This is a genomic window from Nocardia sp. CC213A (genome assembly GCF_030766805.1).
GTDB classification, from domain to species: domain Bacteria; phylum Actinomycetota; class Actinomycetes; order Mycobacteriales; family Mycobacteriaceae; genus Nocardia; species Nocardia otitidiscaviarum.
In genome coordinates this window covers 59531-78122 of the sequence record NZ_JASFXA010000005.1, presented here as the reverse complement: position 1 = coordinate 78122, position 18592 = coordinate 59531, and the positions used below count along the sequence as shown (strand labels likewise).

The following is an 18592-nucleotide window of genomic DNA, read 5'->3' as shown; positions in this document are numbered from 1 at the left end:
GACGGACTCCTGTCGGTCAGTTGACGGTGATTCGCAGGCGCAGCGTGCCGTCGGGTGTGGTGGCGTGCAGCGCCTGGGCGATGAGGCTGCCGAGATCGAGTTGGCTCACCAGCGGCGGAACCAGCGCCAGCACCGGTTCCAGCAGCGGGATCAGCGGTGCCAGTTCGGGTCCCATCCGGTCGACGCGGACGGTGAGCTCCCGCAGGAAGGGAGCGAGACCGATGGTGTCGGGAGTGTGCACCAGGAAGGATTCGGGCAGATTGCCCGCGCGGATGACGCGGGCGATGGAGTCGGCCACATCGATGACCCGGGGCCCGAATTCGGCCCACGGCTCCGATGCCTGGATGAGCGCCGGACCCGACCATGCCATATCGCTCGCATTGGCCTGCAGCGCGATGAGCAACTGCCGGATCACGTCGGTGCGGGCCAGCAGCGTCGCCGCCAGCAGATCGGTGGCCCGGGACAGCTGCGGAATCACCGCCTCGGTGTTCTCGGTCGCCGCGGTGAGGGTCTCGACAATGGAGGCGAGCGCCGTCGGATCCAGCTGCCGCAGCAGTTCGGTGGTGGTGCGGGCGATATCCGGAATCGACACCGGCGCACTGATCTTCGTCGCCCGCACCACCTGTCCGTCGCTCAGGTACGGCCCCTCGGCCGAGGGCGGGTCGAACAGCAGATAGGACTCCCCGAGTCCGGACAGCCCCTCGATCCGCACGGCGCTGGCGGTGGGAATCGGGTAGTCCGCGTCGACGCGGAAGCGCACCTCAACCGCCCCCGGCACATGCTCGACCGCGGTGATCCGGCCGACCTCCACCCCCGACAGCAGCACCTTCGAACGCGGCAGCAGCCCACCGGATTCCGGCACGTACATGGTGGCGTGCACCTGCTCGGAGAACCAGGTCACCCGCACCACGCCGAACGCCAGGTAGGCGCTGCCCACCACCAGGATGGTGAGGATACTGGCCAGTGAGAGCGGGGTTTTCGCCTTCATCGAACCATTCCGATCATGCGCAGCGCCCGGACGATCCCGTCGATCCGTTCCTCGGCGGGCAGGGTCGCGCCCTCCACCCGTACCCCGGTGACATTCACCTTCGGTCCGCGCTCCACGAAGGGAATGATCTTCTCGCGCAGCAGCGCCACCAGGCGGTTCAGATTGGACGGTGCGCTGAGGTCGAGCGGATTGCCGCCCAGCAGCAGCGGCACGAAAGCCTTGGCGGCGGCATCTCCCGCGCGCAGCAGCGGCGCGGTCCACTGCAACGACTGCCCGATCACCCCGAGCGAGCTGAGGATGCCGAGGGTGTACACCAGCGACCGCACATCCGCGGGCAGCTCCCGGGAGCCCCGTTCGCTCAGCAGCGTCCCGAGTTCGCGCGGATTGGCCAGCACCGCTTCGAGATTGCGTTCGAAGCCGTCCAGGAACCGGTCGACGGCATCCAGATTGTCGGCGATATCGCGCACGTCGGTGCCCAGCCGGTCGGCGATGCGCGCCGTCTCCTCGGGCGCGGCGGGCAGCACCGCATTGGCCTGGTCGATGATGTCCTGAATCCGCTGCGGCGCACCGCCGCCCACGAAGGCGGACAGTGCCGCGAGCAGATCCTCCACCTGCAGGGCGGGTTGGGTCCGCTCCAGCGGGATGGTGCCGCCGGGCGGAATGGTCGCGCCGGTCTCCCCGGATGGCGTGGTCAGTCCGATGTACACATCACCGAGCAGCGTGTTCTGTCGCAGCTGCGCGGTGGTGCGCACCGGTAGCCGTACCGCACTGGAGATCTCGACCACGGCGTCGATCCGCCCCGGTCCCGCCCCCGACGGATCGACGACGGCGACCGACCGCAGACTGCCGACCTTCGCGCCATTGGCTATCACCTTGGCCTGGGCGGGCAGATTCAGCGCGTTGGCGAATTCGATGTGGATCTCGTAGGTCGGCCCGGCCACGGACGCGCCGGGCACGGGCACGGCGGCCGGGTCGACACCGCACGCGCCCGACAGGCCGGCGACCGCCGCGCAGGCCATGGCGGCGACCGCGCGTCGCCGACGGGGAGGTGGTGTGTTCACCGCGCACCTGCCAATCCGAGGACGAGTGGCACCAGGTCCGCCGTCGCCATGCCGTGCTCGGCGTCGCGGCAGCGTCCGGGTGCGACCGCGTTGACGGCCCCGCACACCTGGTCGGCCAGCTGCTGTGGGAGCGCGACGCGCGGTGGGGCATAGGTGATCCGGACCTGTCCGGTCTCCGGGTCGAGGGTGTCGCGGAAGGCGCCGACCAGGGCCGGGATCAGCTCCAGCAGCTGGCGCAGCGATCCGATGTGCGCCGAGAGCAGTCGCAGTTTCGGCACCAGTGCGTCGAGGCCGCGCAGCACGGGCTGCCCGTACTCGAGAGTCATGCGGTTGAGCCACGGCAGGATCACCAGCAGGGAATCGACGATCTGCACCGTGCGGTCCCACATCTGGTTGACGAAGTCGAAGCCCTCCCCGGCCTGGGTGAGCGCCAGTTTGATGTCACCCCAGTTGAGCGCGATGCTGCGGGCGATGGAGCTGAAGGCGTCGATCAGATCGCCGATATGTCCGATGGCGGCGGCGGGTTGCCGCAGTGCGGTGGCGAGTTCCCGAATGACCCGGTTGAGCCGTTCCCCCGTGCCGTCGGTGGCCCGGTCGAAGGCGATCACGCTGTCGCGCAGTCGTTCCCGTTCGGCGGGGTCGCCGTGCCCGGTCAGCTCATCGGCGAGGGTGGAGAACGCCTCCAGGGTGCGGCTGATGCTCTTGGGCGTGAAGGTCTCGGTAACGCAGGTCCCGGCGTCCCAGAGCTGCTCGGAGGTGTTGTCGCCCAACACTTCCAGCTCCCGGTCGGCGAGCACGGTATCGGAGACGGTGGTGGCGGTGACCGCGCCGCGCAGCGGATGCTCGGCGTCCACCCGGAAGCCCACCCGCACCGAATCGCCTTGGGGACGCACGGTGTCGACGACACCGACCGGCAGCCCCCGCATGGTCACGTCATTGCCCGGGTACAGGCCGATGGCGTCGGGCATGAGGGCGCAGTAGGTGAGCATCCGTTTCCCGGGTTGGAAGGCGACGAGGTAGCCGACCACGGCGACCAGCACCACCAGGGCGACGCCGACCACGGTCGTGAAACCCGGTGAGCCGAGGAAGCGTTTCATTCAGCACCGCCTTCCCGGCACCGGGACACATACCGGCGGGGCCTCGACGGTGATGGCGGACTGGTCGACGCTCAGTCCGTGCTCGGGGGTGATCGCCGCCCGCAGCCGGGTGCGCAGCAGTCCGAGGCCGTGCAGCGACGCGTCGATGCGCCGTCCCAGCTCCTCCAATTGCGGTACGGCCCGCACGAGTTGGTCTGCGAGGGGTTCCAGGACCTCGCGCCAGGCGGGTTCGACGGCCGCGATGCGCGAGAGCAGCTGGCTGGTCACCAGCAGCGCCTCCGCGATCTCGGCCTTCTTCGCCAGCCCACGGGTTTCGATGTCCCCGAGCTTGCGGACGAAGGTGCCCAGCAGGGCGGTGTTGGCGTCGATGACGGTGAGGTACTCGTCCATCACGGTCAGCGCCCGCGAGATCTCCGCGTTCTGCCGATCGAGCACGCCCACGATGCTCTCCACGGCGATACCCATGCGCCGCAGCGCGTCCGGGCTCTCCTCCAGGGCCTGTTCCAGCGCGGCGAAGTTGGCCCGCAGCGTATCGCCGTCCACCTCGGCGACCGGTGCGGCGGCGTCCTGGAGAACGCGGATCAGACTGTAGGGCAGGCGCACCCGCTCCGGCGGAATGACCTGGTCGCCGAGCGGTTCGTCACCCGCGGGGAAGGCGGCGATGTAGTGTCCGCCCACCACGGTCAGCATGCGCACCTCGAGGGCGGTGCGGTCGCCGAGCCGGACGTTGTCGTCCACGGTGAAGGTCATGCGGACCCGATCCGGCAGCAGTTCCAGGGATTTCACCGCGCCGACCCCGATTCCGGCGATCCGCACCTCGTCACCCACATCCACCGACCGGGCCTCGGTGAGTTCGGCGGTGTAGACGCGCTTGCCGATCGGCAGCACGTAGACGATGCCGGTGGCGATGAGCAGCACGACCAGCGCCACGGCCCCGTACAGGCCGAGCCGCAGCTCCCGCGCGGGCGTCAGTTCCGACATATCGCGATCCTCTGTCCGGCGATCAGCACGGCGAACGGCGCGGGCACCGGGGCCGGTCCGCGCGAGCAGGTGAGGTCGGCCCGGCCGGGTGTGCCGTCGGCCGGTGGCAGCAGGTCGGCCAGGGTCTGCAACAGGCCGGGCAGGCGGCCGAGCACGTCGAGGGCCTGGTCCGGATCCGGGAACAGCAGCCGCAGGTCCCGCACCAGCAGCGGATTGCTGCGCTCGGTGAATCCCAGCGTCGCCATGAGACTGTTCAGCGGGCCCAGGGCCGAGGGCGCGGTGTCGGCGAACAGCAGCAGCCCGTCGAGTTCGATGTTCAGGGCGGTGAACACGTCGGCGATCCCGCGCAGCAGGGTGACCAGGTGCGGGGACTTGCCGCCGATCTGGTCGGAGATGTCCTGCAGATTGGACACGATGAGCGACAGCACGGCCTGCCGGTCGCTCACATAGCGGCTGAGTCGTTCGAAGGCGTCCAGGGCGGGCCCGATACCGGACCCGTCGCCCTGGATCACCGCCAGCACGCTCTCCGCGAAGTGGTTGAGCGCGCCGGGGGAGAACTCCTCCAGCACCGGCCGCAGGCCGTTGAACAGCTGGGTGATATCGAACGACGGGATGGTCTTGTCGAGCCCGATGGTGGCACCGGCCCCGAGCCGCGCGCCGGGCCGATCCGGTTGCCGCACATCCACATACCGCTGCCCGGTGAGCGTCTGATACCGGATGGCCAGCCCGCTGCTCTCGTAGACGGGCCGGTCGGTGCGCACCGTGAACCGGACGACTGCCGTCGCGCCGCTGAGTTCGATCGCGGTCACCTCGCCGACCTGCACCCCGTACATGCGCACGTCGTCACCGCGCTTCAGACCGCTCACATCGGTGAATTCCGCGCGGTATCCGACGGTGTCGCCGGATACCGGCCGCAGGATGGCGGTGATCACCACCAACAGCAGCGCCAGCATGGCGGCGGTGAACACGCCGAGCCGCACCAGCACCCCGACCGTGGCGGATCTCGTCGTCGCCCCTCTCGTCATCGCACCCCCTCCGGCTGTGTGAGAGCCGTGAACGCCTGCTGCCCGAGCAGGGGTACGCCCACCGCCGGGACGCCGCGCAGGGTCACCTCGAGCGACACCACGGGACCGTCGGGCGTGTCGGCGAAGACGCGGTCCAGGCGCTCGATGAGTTCGGTGAGTTGCGCCCGCGAGGTCGCCGGATCGGGCACCGTGCCCGCCAGCGCCTCGACGGTGGGCGTGAGCGCGCCGATCAGTCCGCCGAGGTGGGTGCGCAGGGTGTGCAGCGTATCGGCCAGACCGAGCAGCACCCCGTCGCGGATGACGGTGATGGACGTGTCGTAGCGCTCCCGTTCGGTCCGGAAGATCTCGATATCCATCAGGGCCGCCGCCAGCCGGAAGGTGGCGGAGGTGAACGCGCCGAACCCGTTCAGGAACGACCCGTACTGGTCGATCAGGAACGACGACGGGTACACCTGGGTGTCGGCGACGATCCGGCCCAGCTCGACGACCGCCTCGATGATCGGCGTGAAGGCCCGCAGATCGGTGTCGATGCGGGTGAGCAGTTCGGTGAGTTCGGGAGTGAGCACCTCGGTGACGGTTCCGGTGAGGGTGCGCAGCAGCGCGCCCATGGTCACGTCCTCGACGCGTCCGCCCACATCGATCAGCTGCCCGTCGCGCAGCGGCGCGCCGCCCGCTTCGGCGCGCAGCGCCAGCGTGCTGATGCCGAAGAGATTCTCCGGCGCGTAGTCGACGCCGAAAGTATCGGTGAGGCCGGCGGTCTGGGACCGGTCCAGTTCCAGGGTGAGCAGTTGCCGCCCCCGCTCGACGGGCCGCACCGCCGCGATCCGGCCGACCGCCACCCCGTCCAACCGCACCGCCGTGCCGACGCCGATGCCCGCCCCGATCTGCTCGGTGCGCAACTGGATTCGCAGCGTGTCCGCGGGTGCTCGCCGCTGGTAGGCGTTCCAGGCCAGCACCGCCGCCACCGTGCACATCACCAGCAGCACGCCGAGCCCGCGGGCCATGGGCCGTGTGGTCCGCACCCCGGGAATCGCGTAGTTCGGCATGGCTACCCCGGGAACTCGATGGCCGAGTCGACGCCCCACAGCAGCAGCGTCAGCACCATGTCCAGGCCGACGATGGCGACGAAGCTGGCGCGCACCGCTCGCCCCGAGGCGATGCCGACGCCCTCCGGTCCGCCGGAGGCGAAGAAGCCGTAGTAGCAGTGGATGAGAATGACCGCGACGCCGAACACCAGGATCTTCACCACCGCCGCGACGATGTCGTAGCCGCTGGTGAACTGGAAGAAGTAGTGGTCGTAGACGCCGCCCGCCTGGCCGTGCAGCAGCACGATCACGGTATCGCAGGCCAGATACGACAGGATGAGCGCGATCAGGAAGGTCGGCACGATCGCCACCGCCCCCGCGATCACCCGGGTGGTGACCACGAACGGGACCGAGCGCAGGCCGAAGGATTCGATGGCGTCGATCTCCTCGGAGATGCGCATGGAGCCGATCTCGGCGGTCATCCGGCAGCCCGCCTGCGCGGCGAACCCGACGGCCGCGGCGATGGGAGCGAGTTCGCGCGTATTCGCGAAGGCCGACACCACGCCGGTGACCGAGCCCAGCCCGAGCAGGTCCAGGGCGGCGAAGGACTGGATGCCGACCCCCGCGCCGATGGCGATGCCGAGCACCACCAGCATCGGCACCGTGCCGCCGCCGACGATGAACGAGCCGCGGCCCCAGGTCATATCGGTGATGGTGCGCATGGTCTGGGCGCGATACCGCGCCAGCGTCACCGGGATCCCGGCGAGTGCCTGCCATACGAAGCCGACCGCGAATCCGGCGTTCTCCAGTGGGCGCATCATGCCACCCGCATCGGCAGGAACATGGTGACCACCTGCGTGATGGCGAGATTCACCACGATGATGGCCGCCACCGACAGCACCACGGCGGCGTTGACGCCGTCGGCGACGCCGCGCGGCCCACCCCGGGCCTCCAGCCCGCGCTGACAGGCCACGATCACCACGATGAATCCGAAAAGCATTGCCTTGCCGAGGGAAATCCAGACATCCGCGAGAACGGTGAACGCGCCGAATGTCGCCCAGTAACTTCCGGGCGTCACATTCTGCGCGCCGATCGCCACCCCGTATCCGGCCAGAATGCCCACGAATACGATCAGGATATTGAGCAGCGGTGCCACGAAAAGCATGGCCGCCACCCGTGGTGCGACGAGTCGGTGCACCGGGTCGATACCCATGACGCGCAGGGCGTCGATTTCCTCGCGCACCGTGCGCGCCCCCAGATCGGAGGCGATGGCCGAGGCCCCCGCACCACCGAGCAGCAGTCCGGTGGCAATCGGCGCGCCCTGCTGGATGACGCCCAGACCGCCCGCCGCGCCGAGCAGTGAATCCGCGCCGAGCTGGTGGATCAGATTGCCCACCTGCACCGACACCACCACGCCGAAGGGAATCGCCATGAGGATGGCGGGCAGTGCCGTGACGGTGATGAGATACCAAGCCTGGTGCAGCATTTCGCGCCAGGGGAAGGTGCGCGCCACCATGTCGGTGACCGCGCCGCGCACCGATTCGACGGCCAGGTCCACCGTGCGGCCGAAGGTGCGCAGACTCGATATCGCGGTGGCGGAGAGGTTCTTTCGGATGATGTGCGGGGCCGAGGCGGTCTCGCCGCGCGGGGATGCGGACTCGGGCTGCACGGCCGCTCCCTCCCTCGGTTCCCGTGTCGAGGCGGTGTAGCTTCCTCGACACCCGCTCGCTGGGCAGGCGTCGGCGAGGAGGCAGGATGGCGACACGGCCGACGCAGGCGCGGACCCGTCATGCGCCGGTGCTCCGGCGGGCCGCGCGGGGTATCCGCTTTCGAGGCTAACGGAGAGGTTCGGAGCTTATTGCCGTAATGCGCGGCGCAATTCGACACTGTTACCGGAATGGCGGTTTCTGTCGGCGTGCCGTCGCGCCGGGCGCGGCGCGGCATGGATTAATAGCGCGCATGATCGTTCGCTGGCTATTCGCCTTCGTGGCGGTACTGATCGCGGCGGTAATGGGAATGAGCACCTATATCATCGCCCGCTACCCGATATCCGATCCGCTGGTGCGGCTGTCGGCGGTGGTCAGCAATTACGGGCTGTTCCTGATTCCGCTCGGCATCGCGGGCGCGGGGCTGGCGCTGCTGGCCCGGCTGCGCGGGCACGCCGTGGTTCGCTGGCTGGGTGCGCTCACCGCGCTGGTGTGCGTGGTCGGTGCGGCGGCGGCCGTCGTGCCGCTGGTGGCGTCCTGGCGGGAGGCGCAGCGGCAGGGGGCGAGCCTGTCGTTCGGTGAGTACATCACGGCGGGATCGAATACCGGATCGCTGGATCCGCGCTTCGGGGTCGGCTACAACGTCGTCGACGGCCGGGAGTTGCTGCTCGATGTGAAACTGCCGTCGGGAACCTCGGATTCGCCGCGTCCGGCCGTGGTGTGGGTGCACGGCGGCGGCTGGGCCGAGGGTGATCGCGCGCAGTCACCGCGCTGGCACGAGTGGCTCAACGAGCGCGGCTACGCCGTCTTCGCCATCGACTACCGGCTGAGTCCGCCGCCGCGCTGGGATCAGGCGCCCGCCGACGTGAAGTGCGCGATCGGCTGGGTGAAACAGCACGCCGAACGCTACGGTCTCGATCCGGAGCGGGTGGTGGTGGCGGGCGCTTCGGCGGGTGGGAATCTGGCTCTGGTGGCGGCGTATTCCGACGACCGCGTCCAGCCCAGCTGCGCGGTCACCGATACCGCGGTGCGGGCGGTCGCCGCCCTCTACCCGGCCACCGACCTGCGGGCGGGCTGGCACGATCCGGATCTGGTCGCGGGAACGCGGGAACTGTTGCGCGACTACACCGGTGGCACCCCGGAGCAGGTGCCCGAGCGTTACGCGGCGGCCGCGCCGGTGAGCTATGTGCGGCCCGGGCTGCCGCCGACCCTGCTCATGCACGGCACCCGCGATCACGTGGTGCCGCACGCCCAGTCGGCCCAGCTGGCCCGGCTGCTCGCGGCGGCCGGTGTGGCACACGAACTGCTGTCGATTCCGTACGGCGAGCACGCCTACGACATCAACTGGGGTGACTGGGGCACGCAGTTGTCCCGGCACGCGTTCGACCGGTTCCTGGAGCGGCACGTGCGGTCGAATTGAGTCCGGGCCGGGTCAGCGCTTCAGGCCGTAGGCGGTGGCGATGGCCTTCTCCATGACCGTGCGCGGCAGCAGCCGCCGCACCGCGAACAACAGCGGGGCGTTGCTGCCCACGGCGTACAGCGGTTTCGGGCGATCGGCCGCGACGGCCCGGACGATGGTCTCCGCGACCCGCTCGGGCGTGATGCCCTCGGACTGCTTGCGATCCAGCGCGGTCATGAAGCGCGTGAAATCCGCGGTGTGCGCGGAACCTTCGTCGAGGTATCTGGTGCGGCGCTCGCGCAGGCCGGTATCGATCTGCCCCGGTTCGACCGTGGTGATCCAGACGTCGAAGGGTGACTCCTCGAATCGCGCGGCGGTCGCGAAGCCGCGCAGCGCCGCCTTGGTCGCCACGTACGAGGAGCGGTACGGCATCGGGAAACTCGCGAGCATGGAGCCGACCATGATCACCCGGCCACGGCGTCGCTCGCGCATTCCGGGCAGCACGGCCTGGGTGAGGGCGACGGGGCCGAGCACATTGAGCCGGAACAACCGCGCCACCGCGTCGCCGGGGAGTTCGGCCAGCGGCCCGGCCTGGCTCTCCCCGGCATTGTTGATCAGCACGTCGACCGGGCCGAGTCCGCGCGCGAACTCCGCGATGGACGCGTCGTCGGTGAGGTCGAGGGCGCGGTACTCCACGCTCGGCACCCGATCGGCGTCCGGAATGCCCTCCGGACTGCGGCTGGTGCCGATCACTCGGTAGCCGCGGGCCGCCAGCGCCGCCGCGGTTGCCTTCCCGATTCCGGACGATGCGCCGGTGACGACGGCGGTTTCCTGCACCGCGACCTCCTCGTGCTCTGATGTTCGCCCCACCCTACTGGGCGCGGCGACGCATCTCTCCCGCGAACGGTGGTGACTGAGACAGTAGTGTCGGTGTGCCGTGCCGTATCCCCTGTTCGGGGGGATTCCATCGGTTCTGTCCGGTATCACTGGCGGTGTAGCGGTCTGGGTCAGTTGGCGTTCGGTCTTGTGTACACCACCGTTCATTTTGTAGGTTTCGTCACAGGGAACGGTTGGTGTTGATATCTGTCGCCAACCCGCTGGGACAGTTCGACGGCGATGAGGGTACGGGTACATGTGTGACTGGGATCTGCTGCGGAATACCTCCGGGGTACGCGTTCTGACACGACTGGCGGAGGAACGGGGGATGCCCGCGGCGGACTGCCTGGCGGGCACCGGGCTGCCGACGACGGCGCTGGTCGATCCGAGCGCCGAGGTCACGGCGGGTCAGGAACTCGCGGTCATGCGCGCCCTGCTCGCGCGCTTCGGTCGGGAACCGGGACTGGGGGTGGCGGCGGGCGCCCTCGACCACGTCGGCCTGCACGGCCCGTGGGGCCTGAGCCTGATCGGCAGTCGCACCCCGCGCGATGCGGTGGACGTGGCGCTGCGCTATGTGGACCAGTCCTTCGTGGGCGGCGGGCTGTCCTTCGAGGAGTCCGAGGGTGAGGCGCGGCTGCGGTTCGACGGTGACGAGGTGCCCGCCGACGTGCGATCCTTTCTCGTCGAACGGGTCATGACGGGTGTGCTGCTGCTCGGTCGCGAACTGTTCACCACGGGGGTCCCCGTCCGCCGCATCGGATTCCGGCACCGCCGCCCCGCCGACACCACCCGCTACCGCGACATCCTGGGCACCGAACCGACCTTCGACCATCCGGTCGACGAGATCGCCTTCGACAGCGCGTGTCTGGACAGCGCGCCGCCGCGGGCCAACGAATGGGCGCGCAGCACCTGCGAGCAGCTGTGTCGTGAACTGCTGTCCCGCCGCCAGGCCCGCACCGGGGTCGCGGGCGCGGTGCGGGATCTGCTGGTGCGCGACCCGGCCGAGATCCCGGACCAGACCGCCGTGGCCGCCCAGCTGTACATGAGCCAGCGCACGCTGTCGAGGCGGCTGCACGAGGAGGGCACCTCCTTCCGGGCGCTGCTCGACGAGGTCCGCCAGACGCTGTCGGAGGAACTGCTCGACCACACCGATATGACCACCGAACAGGTCGCCGCCCGCCTCGGTTACGCGGAGGCCGCCTCGTTCATCCGCGCCTTCCGGCGCTGGAAGGGCTGTCCGCCACAGGAATACCGCGCTCGCGGCCCGCGCGCCGCCGCCCGGACACCGGCCCTGGTGTAGCGCGTTCAGGCGAGGCCGTGGATGCGGTCGTTCCATGCGTCGGCGAGGGTCGCCAGGCGATGCCACGCGGTGTGGACCCGTTCGTCGGAGGCGCTGGCGGCGGTGCGCAGCACGGTACTGGCGTGCACCTGCGCCGCCGCCATGCGATCGACGGCGGTGCCGAAGGACTCCCGGCGCTGCGCGGCGCGCGGGACATTGCGCCGCACCCACTCGTCGATATCGGCGATGAGTTCGGCACGGACACCGTCGATCTCACCGGAGTGCTGGGGATGACCCTGCGATACCAGGTGCAGCTGCGCCAGTGCGAAGGCGCAGCGGGTGACGGGGTGGGTGCCGGGCTGCTCACCGATCTGGCCGCAGAAGGCCGCCAGTAGCTCATGCCAATCCGGAATGACGGTGCGGCGCAGCGTGATTCTGGCGAGCATGGCGAACTCCTGTCCGGTACCGCGGCCCCTGCGGGGGGAGTAAGTGATCCAAGCCATCCGGAGTGAATTCGCGGTATATCCCTGGTGCACCCGACACGGCGGCCGGCCGAATCTCGCGCCGCCCCAGCATAATGCGGGCGGTCAGCGCTCGGTGCGGGCAGCGGGGAAGGACAGCCGGAACTCCGCGCCGTGGCCGAGTTCGGAGGCGACGGTGAGCTCGGCGTCGTGTGCCGCGGCGACCTGGGCCACGATGGCCAGGCCGAGACCGTGGCCGGGTGTCGAGCGGGCGGTGGAGGAGCGGTAGAAGCGGTCGAAGACATGCGGCAGGTCCGGTGCTGCGATACCGGGGCCGCTGTCGCGCACCGACAGGCACCGGCCGGTCAGTTCCACCCGGACCGTGCCGTGCGGCGGACTGAATTTGGCGGCATTGTCGAGCAGATTGGTGACGGCGCGGGTGAGCCGCTCGGGGTTGCCGTACACGGTGGTCGGTTCCAGCTCGGTGTGGAAAGCGATGGCGGGCCAATGCCTTCGAGCCCGGTCCAGGCAGTCGCGCACCAGCGTGTCCGCGCGCAGGTCCTCGAACGGCACCCGGGGTGCGGTCGGATCGTCGTTCCGGGCGAGGTCGATGAGGTCGGTGACCAGGCCGGACAGTTCCTCCGCCCGCACGCGCAGCGCGGCCGCCGTCTCGTCGAGGTGTTCAGGGGACAGCCGCCGGGCGCGGCGCAGCAGATCGATATCGGTGCGCAGCGCGGTGAGCGGGGTGCGCAGTTCGTGGGAGGCGTCGGCGACCAGACGCCGTTGTGCCGCACGGGCATCCCGTTCCGCGGTCAGGGCCGCGTCGAGTTCGTCGAGCATGGTGTTGACACTGGCGGCCAACCGGGCCAGTTCATCGGATCCGGTGATCACGATGTGCCGGTCGGGGTTTCGGGTGCGCGCCACCTCCTCGGCGGCCCGGGTGAGCGTTTCCACGGGGGCGAGCGCGCGGCGCGCCAGCATGGTCCCGATTCCGGCGGCCAGCAGCGTGCCCGCCCCCGCCGCCGCGAGCAGAGCGAGACCGACCCGGCGCTGTCCCGTGGGGACGGTATCGGCGCGCTGCGCCACCTGGACGGCACTGCCCGGCCGCAGCGGCGCGGTGTACATGCGCATGGGGAGGCCGTCGATCGTGAAATCGCTGAAGTACGCCGCCGCGGAACCCTTCGCGACCGCGCGGGTGCGGTCGTCCACCGGCAGCGTGTCCTCGGGCCGGGTATCCGATTCGACGGTGCCGTCGGCCGTCACCACCTGAACACAACTCGGGGCGGCGAGGTAGCGGCAGGGTCCGGAGAGGGCGGCCACCGCGGGCTCGGTCGCGAACTGCCGCGTGATCCGGGTGGCCTCCCGGCGCAGACCGGTATCCAGGGCGCTGTGCAACTGGTGGCCCACCACCAGATAGGCCGCCGCCGCCATGCCCGCCAGCGCCCCGGCCATGGCGAGCACGAAGAACGCGGCGATCCGGCCGCGCAGCCCGAGCCGCCTCACATCCGCCCCAGGCGGTAGCCGATACCGCGCACGGTGTGCACGAGCGGCGGCAGCTCGTCGATATCGAGTTTGCGCCGCAGATACCGGATGTAGACCTCGAGCGAATTCGAGGTGGCCACCCGCCCCCACACCCGCTCGACCAGCATTTCGCGGGGCAGCGCCTGCTCGGCATTGCGCAGCAGGACCTCCAGCAACGCGAATTCGGTTCGGCTGAGTTCGATGACGTGTCCGCCGCGGCGCACCGTATGGGCGGTGGTGTCCATGACCAGATCGGCGCAGCACAGCACCGCACCGTCCGCGGGCTGGGTGCGCCGCACCAGCGCCCGCACCCGCGCCAGCAACTCCTCCAGATCGAAGGGTTTGACCAGGTAGTCGTCGGCGCCGGCATCCAATCCGGCAATGCGGTCGGCGACGGCGTCGCGGGCGGTGAGCATGAGGATCGGGGTGCGGTCGCCACGCGCCCGTAGCGTGCGGCAGGCGGTCAGGCCGTCCAGGAACGGCATGACCATGTCCAGCACCACCACTCCCGGCTGCCAGTCGGCAATCGCAGTGAGAGCGGTCGCGCCATCGCCCACCCCGCGCGTGTCGTAGCCCTCCGCGGCCAGGGCCCGCGCCAGTGCGTCGCGCACCGCGGCCTCGTCGTCCACCACCAGCACCCGCATGCCACGGCATCATACGGACGGCCCCGAACTGGGCGTTCTCATCCAACTCTCATCGGAGACCGTGAACGTGGCGGGTATGAGATGGCGGAAACCTCGACGCATATGGGTGCTGCTGATGCTGTCCGGACTGGTCGTGACCGGATCCGCGGCCTGCTCGCGCGTCCCGGAGACGAACGCGCCGCGTGTAGACGGCAATCGGGTGGCTATCACGGTGGCCGGCGGAACGGCCGAGATCGATACGGCCTCGCTGGCCGTCAGCGCCCGGACGGGCGGGCAGCGTGTGGAGCTGTCCGGTCCCGTCACCGGGCTGGGGACGGCCGGCGGCGTGCGGACGGACGGCGAGAGCGCGCAGTGGACCTACCCCGACCGAGGCTGGACGGTCACCGCCGGCGGACAGGACGGCCGCCTGCGCGTCACCGTGCACAGCGCGCGCCCGGGCCGCCTGATCTGGCCGGTCACCGGCGGTGACCCCGCCGCGCGGTCCTTGCAGATCCCGCGGGGCGAGGGCCTGTCGCTGCCGGTGCGGGATCCGTTCTGGAACGGGCCGGACGCGGGGCTGGTGGACAGCTCGCTCACGCTCACCTCCGGGCTCACCATGCCGTTCTGGGGTTATCGGCTGGACGGGCGCGGTGTCAGCTACCTGGTGCCCACCGATATCGGCAGCACGCTCACGGTGCGGTCGGTGGACGGCCGCCTGACAGCCGCTGCCGCACACGATTTCGACGATCGCGGCGACACCGGCGATTACACGGTCACCTTCGCGCTCACCGACGATTCCCCCGTGGTAGCCGCGCGGGACTATCGCGACTGGCTGCTGCGGCACGGCGAATTCCGCTCGCTGCGTGCGAAGATCGCGCGCAATCCGGAGGTGGCCCGGCTGCTCGGTGCGTTCCACGCCTACGTGTGGGGTGAGGCGCGCACGCCCGAGGCCGTCGAGCGCTTGCGGCAGCTGGGCATCACCCGGATGTGGCTCGGTTACGACTCCGATGAGTCGCCCATGAGCGCGGCGGCCGTCGCGGCCGCGAAGAACGCCGGATACCTTGCCGGGCCCTATGATTCGTGGGCCAACGCGCAGGATCCGGCGACCGCCGACAATCCCGGCTCGCGCTGGCCGGGCTCCACCTGGCCGGACGGCTGCGTCCGCGCGGCCGACGGCACCCCCGAGACGGGCTTCGGCGGCCGGGGCTGCTACCTGAGTTCCCAAGCGTTGTACCAGGATCCGGACCTGTACCGGGACCGCTACGCGCAGGTCACCGGCAATGGCGCGAACACCTACTTCCTCGATGTGGACGCGGCCGGAGAATTCTTCGACGACCACAGCGTCGATCACCCGATGACCGCGCGCCGGGACCGGGACAATCGGCTCGCCCGCCTGCGCTGGCTCGCCGAGGACCGCGGCCAGGTGCTCGGCTCGGAATCCGCGGGTGCGTGGGCGGCGCCGGTGCTCGACTTCGACCATGGCGCGCAGACCCCGGTCTCGGACCGGCTGTGGGCATTCCAGCGCGATCGCACGGTCTGGGGCGGCTACGCGCCCGCGAACGCGCCGCGGACCTACTTCCAGCCGGTCGTGCTGCCCGACCAGCTGGCGCGGGCCATGTTCGATCCGGTCTACCGGGTGCCCCTGTACGAAACCGTGCTGCACGATTCGATCGTCAACACCGACCGCTGGGAGTTGTCCTACGACAAACTGCCGCAACAGCAGACGATGCGGGCCCTGACCGCCATCCTGAACAACACCCCGCTGAACTTCGTACTCGACGGCGACACCCTGGCCGAACGCGGCCCCGACATCGCCCGCCTGCAACGCTTCTTCGCACCCCTGCACGAGGCCGCGGGCACCCTCCCCATGACGGACTTCCGCTGGCTCACCGACGACCACCTGGTGCAGCGCACCGTCTTCGGCGACGGCACCCTCACCGTCACGGCCAATTTCGGCACCGCCGAGCACGACGGGCTGCCGGGTGGTTGCGTGGACGCCGCGCTGACGGGCGACACCACCGCGCGTCGCCTGTGTCCGGCCGCATGAGCGACGACGATCGGGAACGCCACCGCGGCCCGTCGGGACGACCGGGGCTCCGACACCCCTTTTTGGACTGGTCAATACAAAACGTGCTAGCGTCGGTCGCATGGCGCGACCCAAGCAGTTCGATGAGGAGCGGGCGGTGGATGCCGCCATGCGGGCCTTCTGGCGTGCGGGCTACGACGGCACGTCCACCCAGGAACTCTGTGCCGCTACCGGATTGGGGCGCAGCAGTATCTACAACACCTTCAGCAGTAAGCATGATCTGTTCCAGCGGGCGCTGCGGCGGTACATGGCCGACAAGAACGCCGATACGTTCGCGGTGCTCGACGGGCCGGGGCCGGTGCGGGACCGGATCGCGCGGCTGTTGGAGTTCATCATCGATGCCCCGGAGGGGGATCCGCTGGGGTGTCTGGTGGTGAACGCGACCGTCGAACTGGGGGAGCGTGATCCGGAGATCGCGCGGTTGCTGCGCTCCGACGAGGAGCGTCGGCTGCGTGCCCTCGCTGCCGCCATCGCCGAGGGGCAACGCGCGGGGGAGATCAGCGGCGACCGGGACCCCCGCGATCTGGCCCGGTTCGTCGTCGCCACCATCGGCGGTATGCGGGTGGCCGCCCGGGGCGGTGCGGATCGGTCGGCCTTGGCCGCCATTGCCGAGGTGGCGTTGGGTTGCCTGTGAACCGGCGCTCGGCGCTGAGCGCCGGTGAAGCCGTGTTACCCGTGAAGCTGGGTGTCTGGTGAAGCCGAGTTGCCGGTGAAGCCGAGTCGCTGGTGGCGCGGGCTGGTGAACCAGCTCTGATTCTCGCTCCGTTCCGGGGCGACAGGGCGGCTCATCGGCCCGATTCGACGGAGATGTCACTCGATCCGACGTAGCGCCCGGCGCGGTTAGCCCCGTGGCGACCCGCGCGGATCGTGCCGCCCTCATTTTGAACCAATTGATCCAAAACTTGCTGTCCGACAACCGAAGGGAATTCCGATGCCAGTGGCCGTCTACATCCTGGGCCTGTCCATATTCGCCCAGGGCACATCCGAACTCATGATCGCCGGGCTGCTCACCGAAATGGCAAGTGACCTCGGTGTTTCCATGCCTCAGGTCGGATTGCTCATCTCCGCCTTCGCGGTGGGCATGCTGCTCGGCGCGCCGATCCTGGCCGTCGCCACCCTGCGCTGGCCGCGCCGCACCGCACTGCTGGCCTTCCTCGCCGTCTTCGCCGCCGCACACGTTCTGGGCGCGCTCACCTCGGACTACGGGGTGCTGTTCGCGACGCGCGTGGTCGCCGCCTTCGTCTACGCCGGGTTCTGGTCGGTGGCCGTGGCGACCGCGGTCGGTCTGGTGGCGGACAACGCGCGCGGGCGCGCGCTGAGCGTGGTGGCCGGCGGTCTCACCGTGGCGACCGTCGTCGGCCTGCCCGCGGGCACGGTCATCGGACAGCATCTCGGGTGGCGGGCCGCGTTCTGGGCGGTGGCGGTGCTGTCGATCGCGGCCATGGCGGGTGTCATCGCCAAGGTTCCGGACGTGCGTCCGGCCGTCGCGCCGCGCGTGCGCACCGAGGTGCGTGCGCTGGCCACCCTGCCGGTCTGGCTGCTCTACCTCACCACCGCGCTGGCCATCTCCGCGCTGATGGTCACCTTCGGCTACCTCGCCGCCTTCCTCACCGAGACCACCGGGATGGCCGAGAGGTGGGTGCCCGTCGTCCTGGCCGTCTACGGGATCGGCAGCTGCCTGGGAATCATGGTGGGCGGTCGCACCGCCGACGCCCACCCGCTGCGCAGTCTCACGGTCGGGATCGCCGGTCTGACCGTCACCTCGGCGCTGCTGGCGCTCACCGCACACCACGTCGTGCCGGTCGTGCTGCTGGTATTCCTGTTGGGCGCGTTCGGTTTCGGCGTCAATCCGGTGCTCAACAGCCGCGTCTTCACCCTCGCCCCGGGCGCGTCCACCCTGGGTGCCGCCGGGAACGTGGGGGCGTTCAATGTCGGCATCACCGTCGGCCCGTGGCTGGGCGGCCTGGCGCTGGGCGCGCACTGGGACTATCCGGCACTCGCCTGGATCGGCGTGGCCCTGGGTGCCGCCGCACTGGCCGTGGTCGGTTGGTCGAGCGCGCTCGCCGCGCGCGCCGTGCCCGCCGAGGGCGGTGCCGTGCTCGATGCGGAGCCGATATCGGTGCGCGCGTAGCGGGATCGCGGTCGCGCCGGCTCGGGTCGAGTCCGACCGACGAGGGGTCGAGTCGGACCGTGCTCTCGGCGTCGCGACGTCTTCCAGGAAATCTCGGTTCGACGCACCATCCACGCCAGCGCCGAAGGACCGCCGCGCCGAGTTGGTCCCGGCGGCGGCTCCTTGACCACCGTGCGTCGGTCGGACTCGTCCGGATTGGCGTCGGTCCGACTCGACCTGTGTCGCGAGAGTCGTCGGCCCAGGACCCGCCGGCTCCCGGACTCGTTGGCTCCCGGACTCGTTGGCTCCCGGACTCGTTGGCTCCCGGACTCGTTGGCTCCCGGACTCGTTGGC

At 70.1% G+C, this 18592-nt stretch carries 17 protein-coding genes; 5 read left to right on the top strand and 12 right to left on the bottom strand.

Annotated elements, in window-relative coordinates; translation table 11 throughout:
• Positions 1–16: 16 nt before the first annotated feature.
• The 8 genes from QJS31_RS11095 to QJS31_RS11060 are packed head-to-tail and all read right to left on the bottom strand — an operon-like array spanning position 17 to position 7846.
• On the bottom strand, positions 17–988 hold the full coding sequence (locus QJS31_RS11095; protein ID WP_306356597.1) for an MlaD family protein: 972 nt from the start codon (positions 986–988) through the stop codon (positions 17–19).
• Positions 985–2049, bottom strand: coding sequence for an MlaD family protein (locus QJS31_RS11090; RefSeq protein WP_306356596.1), 1065 nt, complete (start codon positions 2047–2049; stop codon positions 985–987). Before QJS31_RS11090 ends, QJS31_RS11095 begins: the two co-directional genes overlap by 4 nt.
• Positions 2046–3146, bottom strand: a complete 1101-nt coding sequence (locus tag QJS31_RS11085) for an MlaD family protein (protein ID WP_306356595.1) — start codon at positions 3144–3146, stop codon at positions 2046–2048. Before QJS31_RS11085 ends, QJS31_RS11090 begins: the two co-directional genes overlap by 4 nt.
• Entirely contained in the window at positions 3147–4127 is a 981-nt protein-coding gene (locus QJS31_RS11080; protein WP_306356594.1) for an MlaD family protein, read from the bottom strand.
• Complete coding sequence (locus QJS31_RS11075) at positions 4115–5152, bottom strand: MlaD family protein (RefSeq protein WP_282782337.1); 1038 nt, start codon at positions 5150–5152, stop codon at positions 4115–4117. The genes QJS31_RS11080 and QJS31_RS11075 overlap by 13 nt, the downstream gene beginning before the upstream one ends.
• The gene (locus QJS31_RS11070) at positions 5149–6198 is read right to left on the bottom strand and encodes a mammalian cell entry protein (protein ID WP_282782335.1); all 1050 of its coding nucleotides are present in this window, start codon (positions 6196–6198) and stop codon (positions 5149–5151) included. Before QJS31_RS11070 ends, QJS31_RS11075 begins: the two co-directional genes overlap by 4 nt.
• A 2-nt stretch (positions 6199–6200) precedes the next feature.
• Positions 6201–6998, bottom strand: coding sequence for an ABC transporter permease (locus tag QJS31_RS11065; RefSeq protein ID WP_143981574.1), 798 nt, complete (start codon positions 6996–6998; stop codon positions 6201–6203).
• Complete coding sequence (locus tag QJS31_RS11060) at positions 6995–7846, bottom strand: ABC transporter permease (RefSeq protein ID WP_282782331.1); 852 nt, start codon at positions 7844–7846, stop codon at positions 6995–6997. The genes QJS31_RS11065 and QJS31_RS11060 overlap by 4 nt, the downstream gene beginning before the upstream one ends.
• A gap of 290 nt (positions 7847–8136) precedes the next feature.
• Between QJS31_RS11060 and QJS31_RS11055 the strand changes: the two genes are divergently transcribed.
• Positions 8137–9303: an alpha/beta hydrolase gene (locus QJS31_RS11055; RefSeq protein ID WP_306356593.1), complete on the top strand. Its 1167-nt coding sequence runs from the start codon at positions 8137–8139 to the stop codon at positions 9301–9303.
• A gap of 12 nt (positions 9304–9315) precedes the next feature.
• Here the strand turns inward: QJS31_RS11055 and QJS31_RS11050 are convergent, their stop codons facing one another.
• The gene (locus QJS31_RS11050) at positions 9316–10119 is read right to left on the bottom strand and encodes an SDR family oxidoreductase (RefSeq protein WP_282782327.1); all 804 of its coding nucleotides are present in this window, start codon (positions 10117–10119) and stop codon (positions 9316–9318) included.
• 295 nt (positions 10120–10414) lie between these two features.
• Between QJS31_RS11050 and QJS31_RS11045 the strand changes: the two genes are divergently transcribed.
• Positions 10415–11458: an AraC family transcriptional regulator gene (locus tag QJS31_RS11045; protein WP_282782325.1), complete on the top strand. Its 1044-nt coding sequence runs from the start codon at positions 10415–10417 to the stop codon at positions 11456–11458.
• Between the two features lie 5 nt (positions 11459–11463).
• Here QJS31_RS11045 and QJS31_RS11040 read toward each other — a convergent pair whose 3' ends face one another.
• The 3 genes from QJS31_RS11040 to QJS31_RS11030 form a co-directional block, all read right to left on the bottom strand.
• Complete coding sequence (locus QJS31_RS11040; protein WP_282782323.1) at positions 11464–11883, bottom strand: DUF4254 domain-containing protein; 420 nt, start codon at positions 11881–11883, stop codon at positions 11464–11466.
• A gap of 141 nt (positions 11884–12024) precedes the next feature.
• Positions 12025–13401, bottom strand: a complete 1377-nt coding sequence (locus tag QJS31_RS11035) for a HAMP domain-containing sensor histidine kinase (protein ID WP_282782321.1) — start codon at positions 13399–13401, stop codon at positions 12025–12027.
• Positions 13398–14063, bottom strand: coding sequence for a response regulator transcription factor (locus tag QJS31_RS11030; RefSeq protein ID WP_306356592.1), 666 nt, complete (start codon positions 14061–14063; stop codon positions 13398–13400). The genes QJS31_RS11035 and QJS31_RS11030 overlap by 4 nt, the downstream gene beginning before the upstream one ends.
• Positions 14064–14139: 76 nt before the next feature.
• Here QJS31_RS11030 and QJS31_RS11025 point away from each other — a divergent pair, with 76 nt between their 5' ends.
• The 3 genes from QJS31_RS11025 to QJS31_RS11015 all read left to right on the top strand — a co-directional run bounded on the left by QJS31_RS11025 (position 14140) and on the right by QJS31_RS11015 (position 18259).
• Positions 14140–16089 carry a glycoside hydrolase gene (locus QJS31_RS11025; protein ID WP_306356591.1) on the top strand — a complete coding sequence of 650 codons (1950 nt, stop codon included), beginning with the start codon at positions 14140–14142 and terminating at the stop codon, positions 16087–16089.
• Positions 16090–16189: 100 nt separating this feature from the next.
• Entirely contained in the window at positions 16190–16762 is a 573-nt protein-coding gene (locus tag QJS31_RS11020) for a TetR/AcrR family transcriptional regulator (RefSeq protein ID WP_306356590.1), read from the top strand.
• A 297-nt stretch (positions 16763–17059) separates the two neighbouring features.
• Complete coding sequence (locus QJS31_RS11015; RefSeq protein ID WP_306356589.1) at positions 17060–18259, top strand: Cmx/CmrA family chloramphenicol efflux MFS transporter; 1200 nt, start codon at positions 17060–17062, stop codon at positions 18257–18259.
• Positions 18260–18592 lie beyond the last annotated feature (333 nt).

Bases quoted from the DNA above. Each gene is read 5' to 3' on its own strand.
- QJS31_RS11095 (WP_306356597.1), bottom strand. From the start codon at position 988: ATGAAGGCGAAAACCCCGCTCTCACTGGCCAGTATCCTCACCATCCTG.
- QJS31_RS11085 (WP_306356595.1), bottom strand. From the start codon at position 3,146: ATGAAACGCTTCCTCGGCTCACCGGGTTTCACGACCGTGGTCGGCGTC.
- QJS31_RS11080 (WP_306356594.1), bottom strand. From the start codon at position 4,127: ATGTCGGAACTGACGCCCGCGCGGGAGCTGCGGCTCGGCCTGTACGGG.
- QJS31_RS11075 (WP_282782337.1), bottom strand. From the start codon at position 5,152: ATGACGAGAGGGGCGACGACGAGATCCGCCACGGTCGGGGTGCTGGTG.
- QJS31_RS11070 (WP_282782335.1), bottom strand. From the start codon at position 6,198: ATGCCGAACTACGCGATTCCCGGGGTGCGGACCACACGGCCCATGGCC.
- QJS31_RS11065 (WP_143981574.1), bottom strand. From the start codon at position 6,998: ATGATGCGCCCACTGGAGAACGCCGGATTCGCGGTCGGCTTCGTATGG.
- QJS31_RS11055 (WP_306356593.1), top strand. From the start codon at position 8,137: ATGATCGTTCGCTGGCTATTCGCCTTCGTGGCGGTACTGATCGCGGCG.
- QJS31_RS11045 (WP_282782325.1), top strand. From the start codon at position 10,415: ATGTGTGACTGGGATCTGCTGCGGAATACCTCCGGGGTACGCGTTCTG.
- QJS31_RS11040 (WP_282782323.1), bottom strand. From the start codon at position 11,883: ATGCTCGCCAGAATCACGCTGCGCCGCACCGTCATTCCGGATTGGCAT.
- QJS31_RS11030 (WP_306356592.1), bottom strand. From the start codon at position 14,063: ATGCGGGTGCTGGTGGTGGACGACGAGGCCGCGGTGCGCGACGCACTG.
- QJS31_RS11025 (WP_306356591.1), top strand. From the start codon at position 14,140: ATGAGATGGCGGAAACCTCGACGCATATGGGTGCTGCTGATGCTGTCC.
- QJS31_RS11020 (WP_306356590.1), top strand. From the start codon at position 16,190: ATGGCGCGACCCAAGCAGTTCGATGAGGAGCGGGCGGTGGATGCCGCC.
- QJS31_RS11015 (WP_306356589.1), top strand. From the start codon at position 17,060: ATGCCAGTGGCCGTCTACATCCTGGGCCTGTCCATATTCGCCCAGGGC.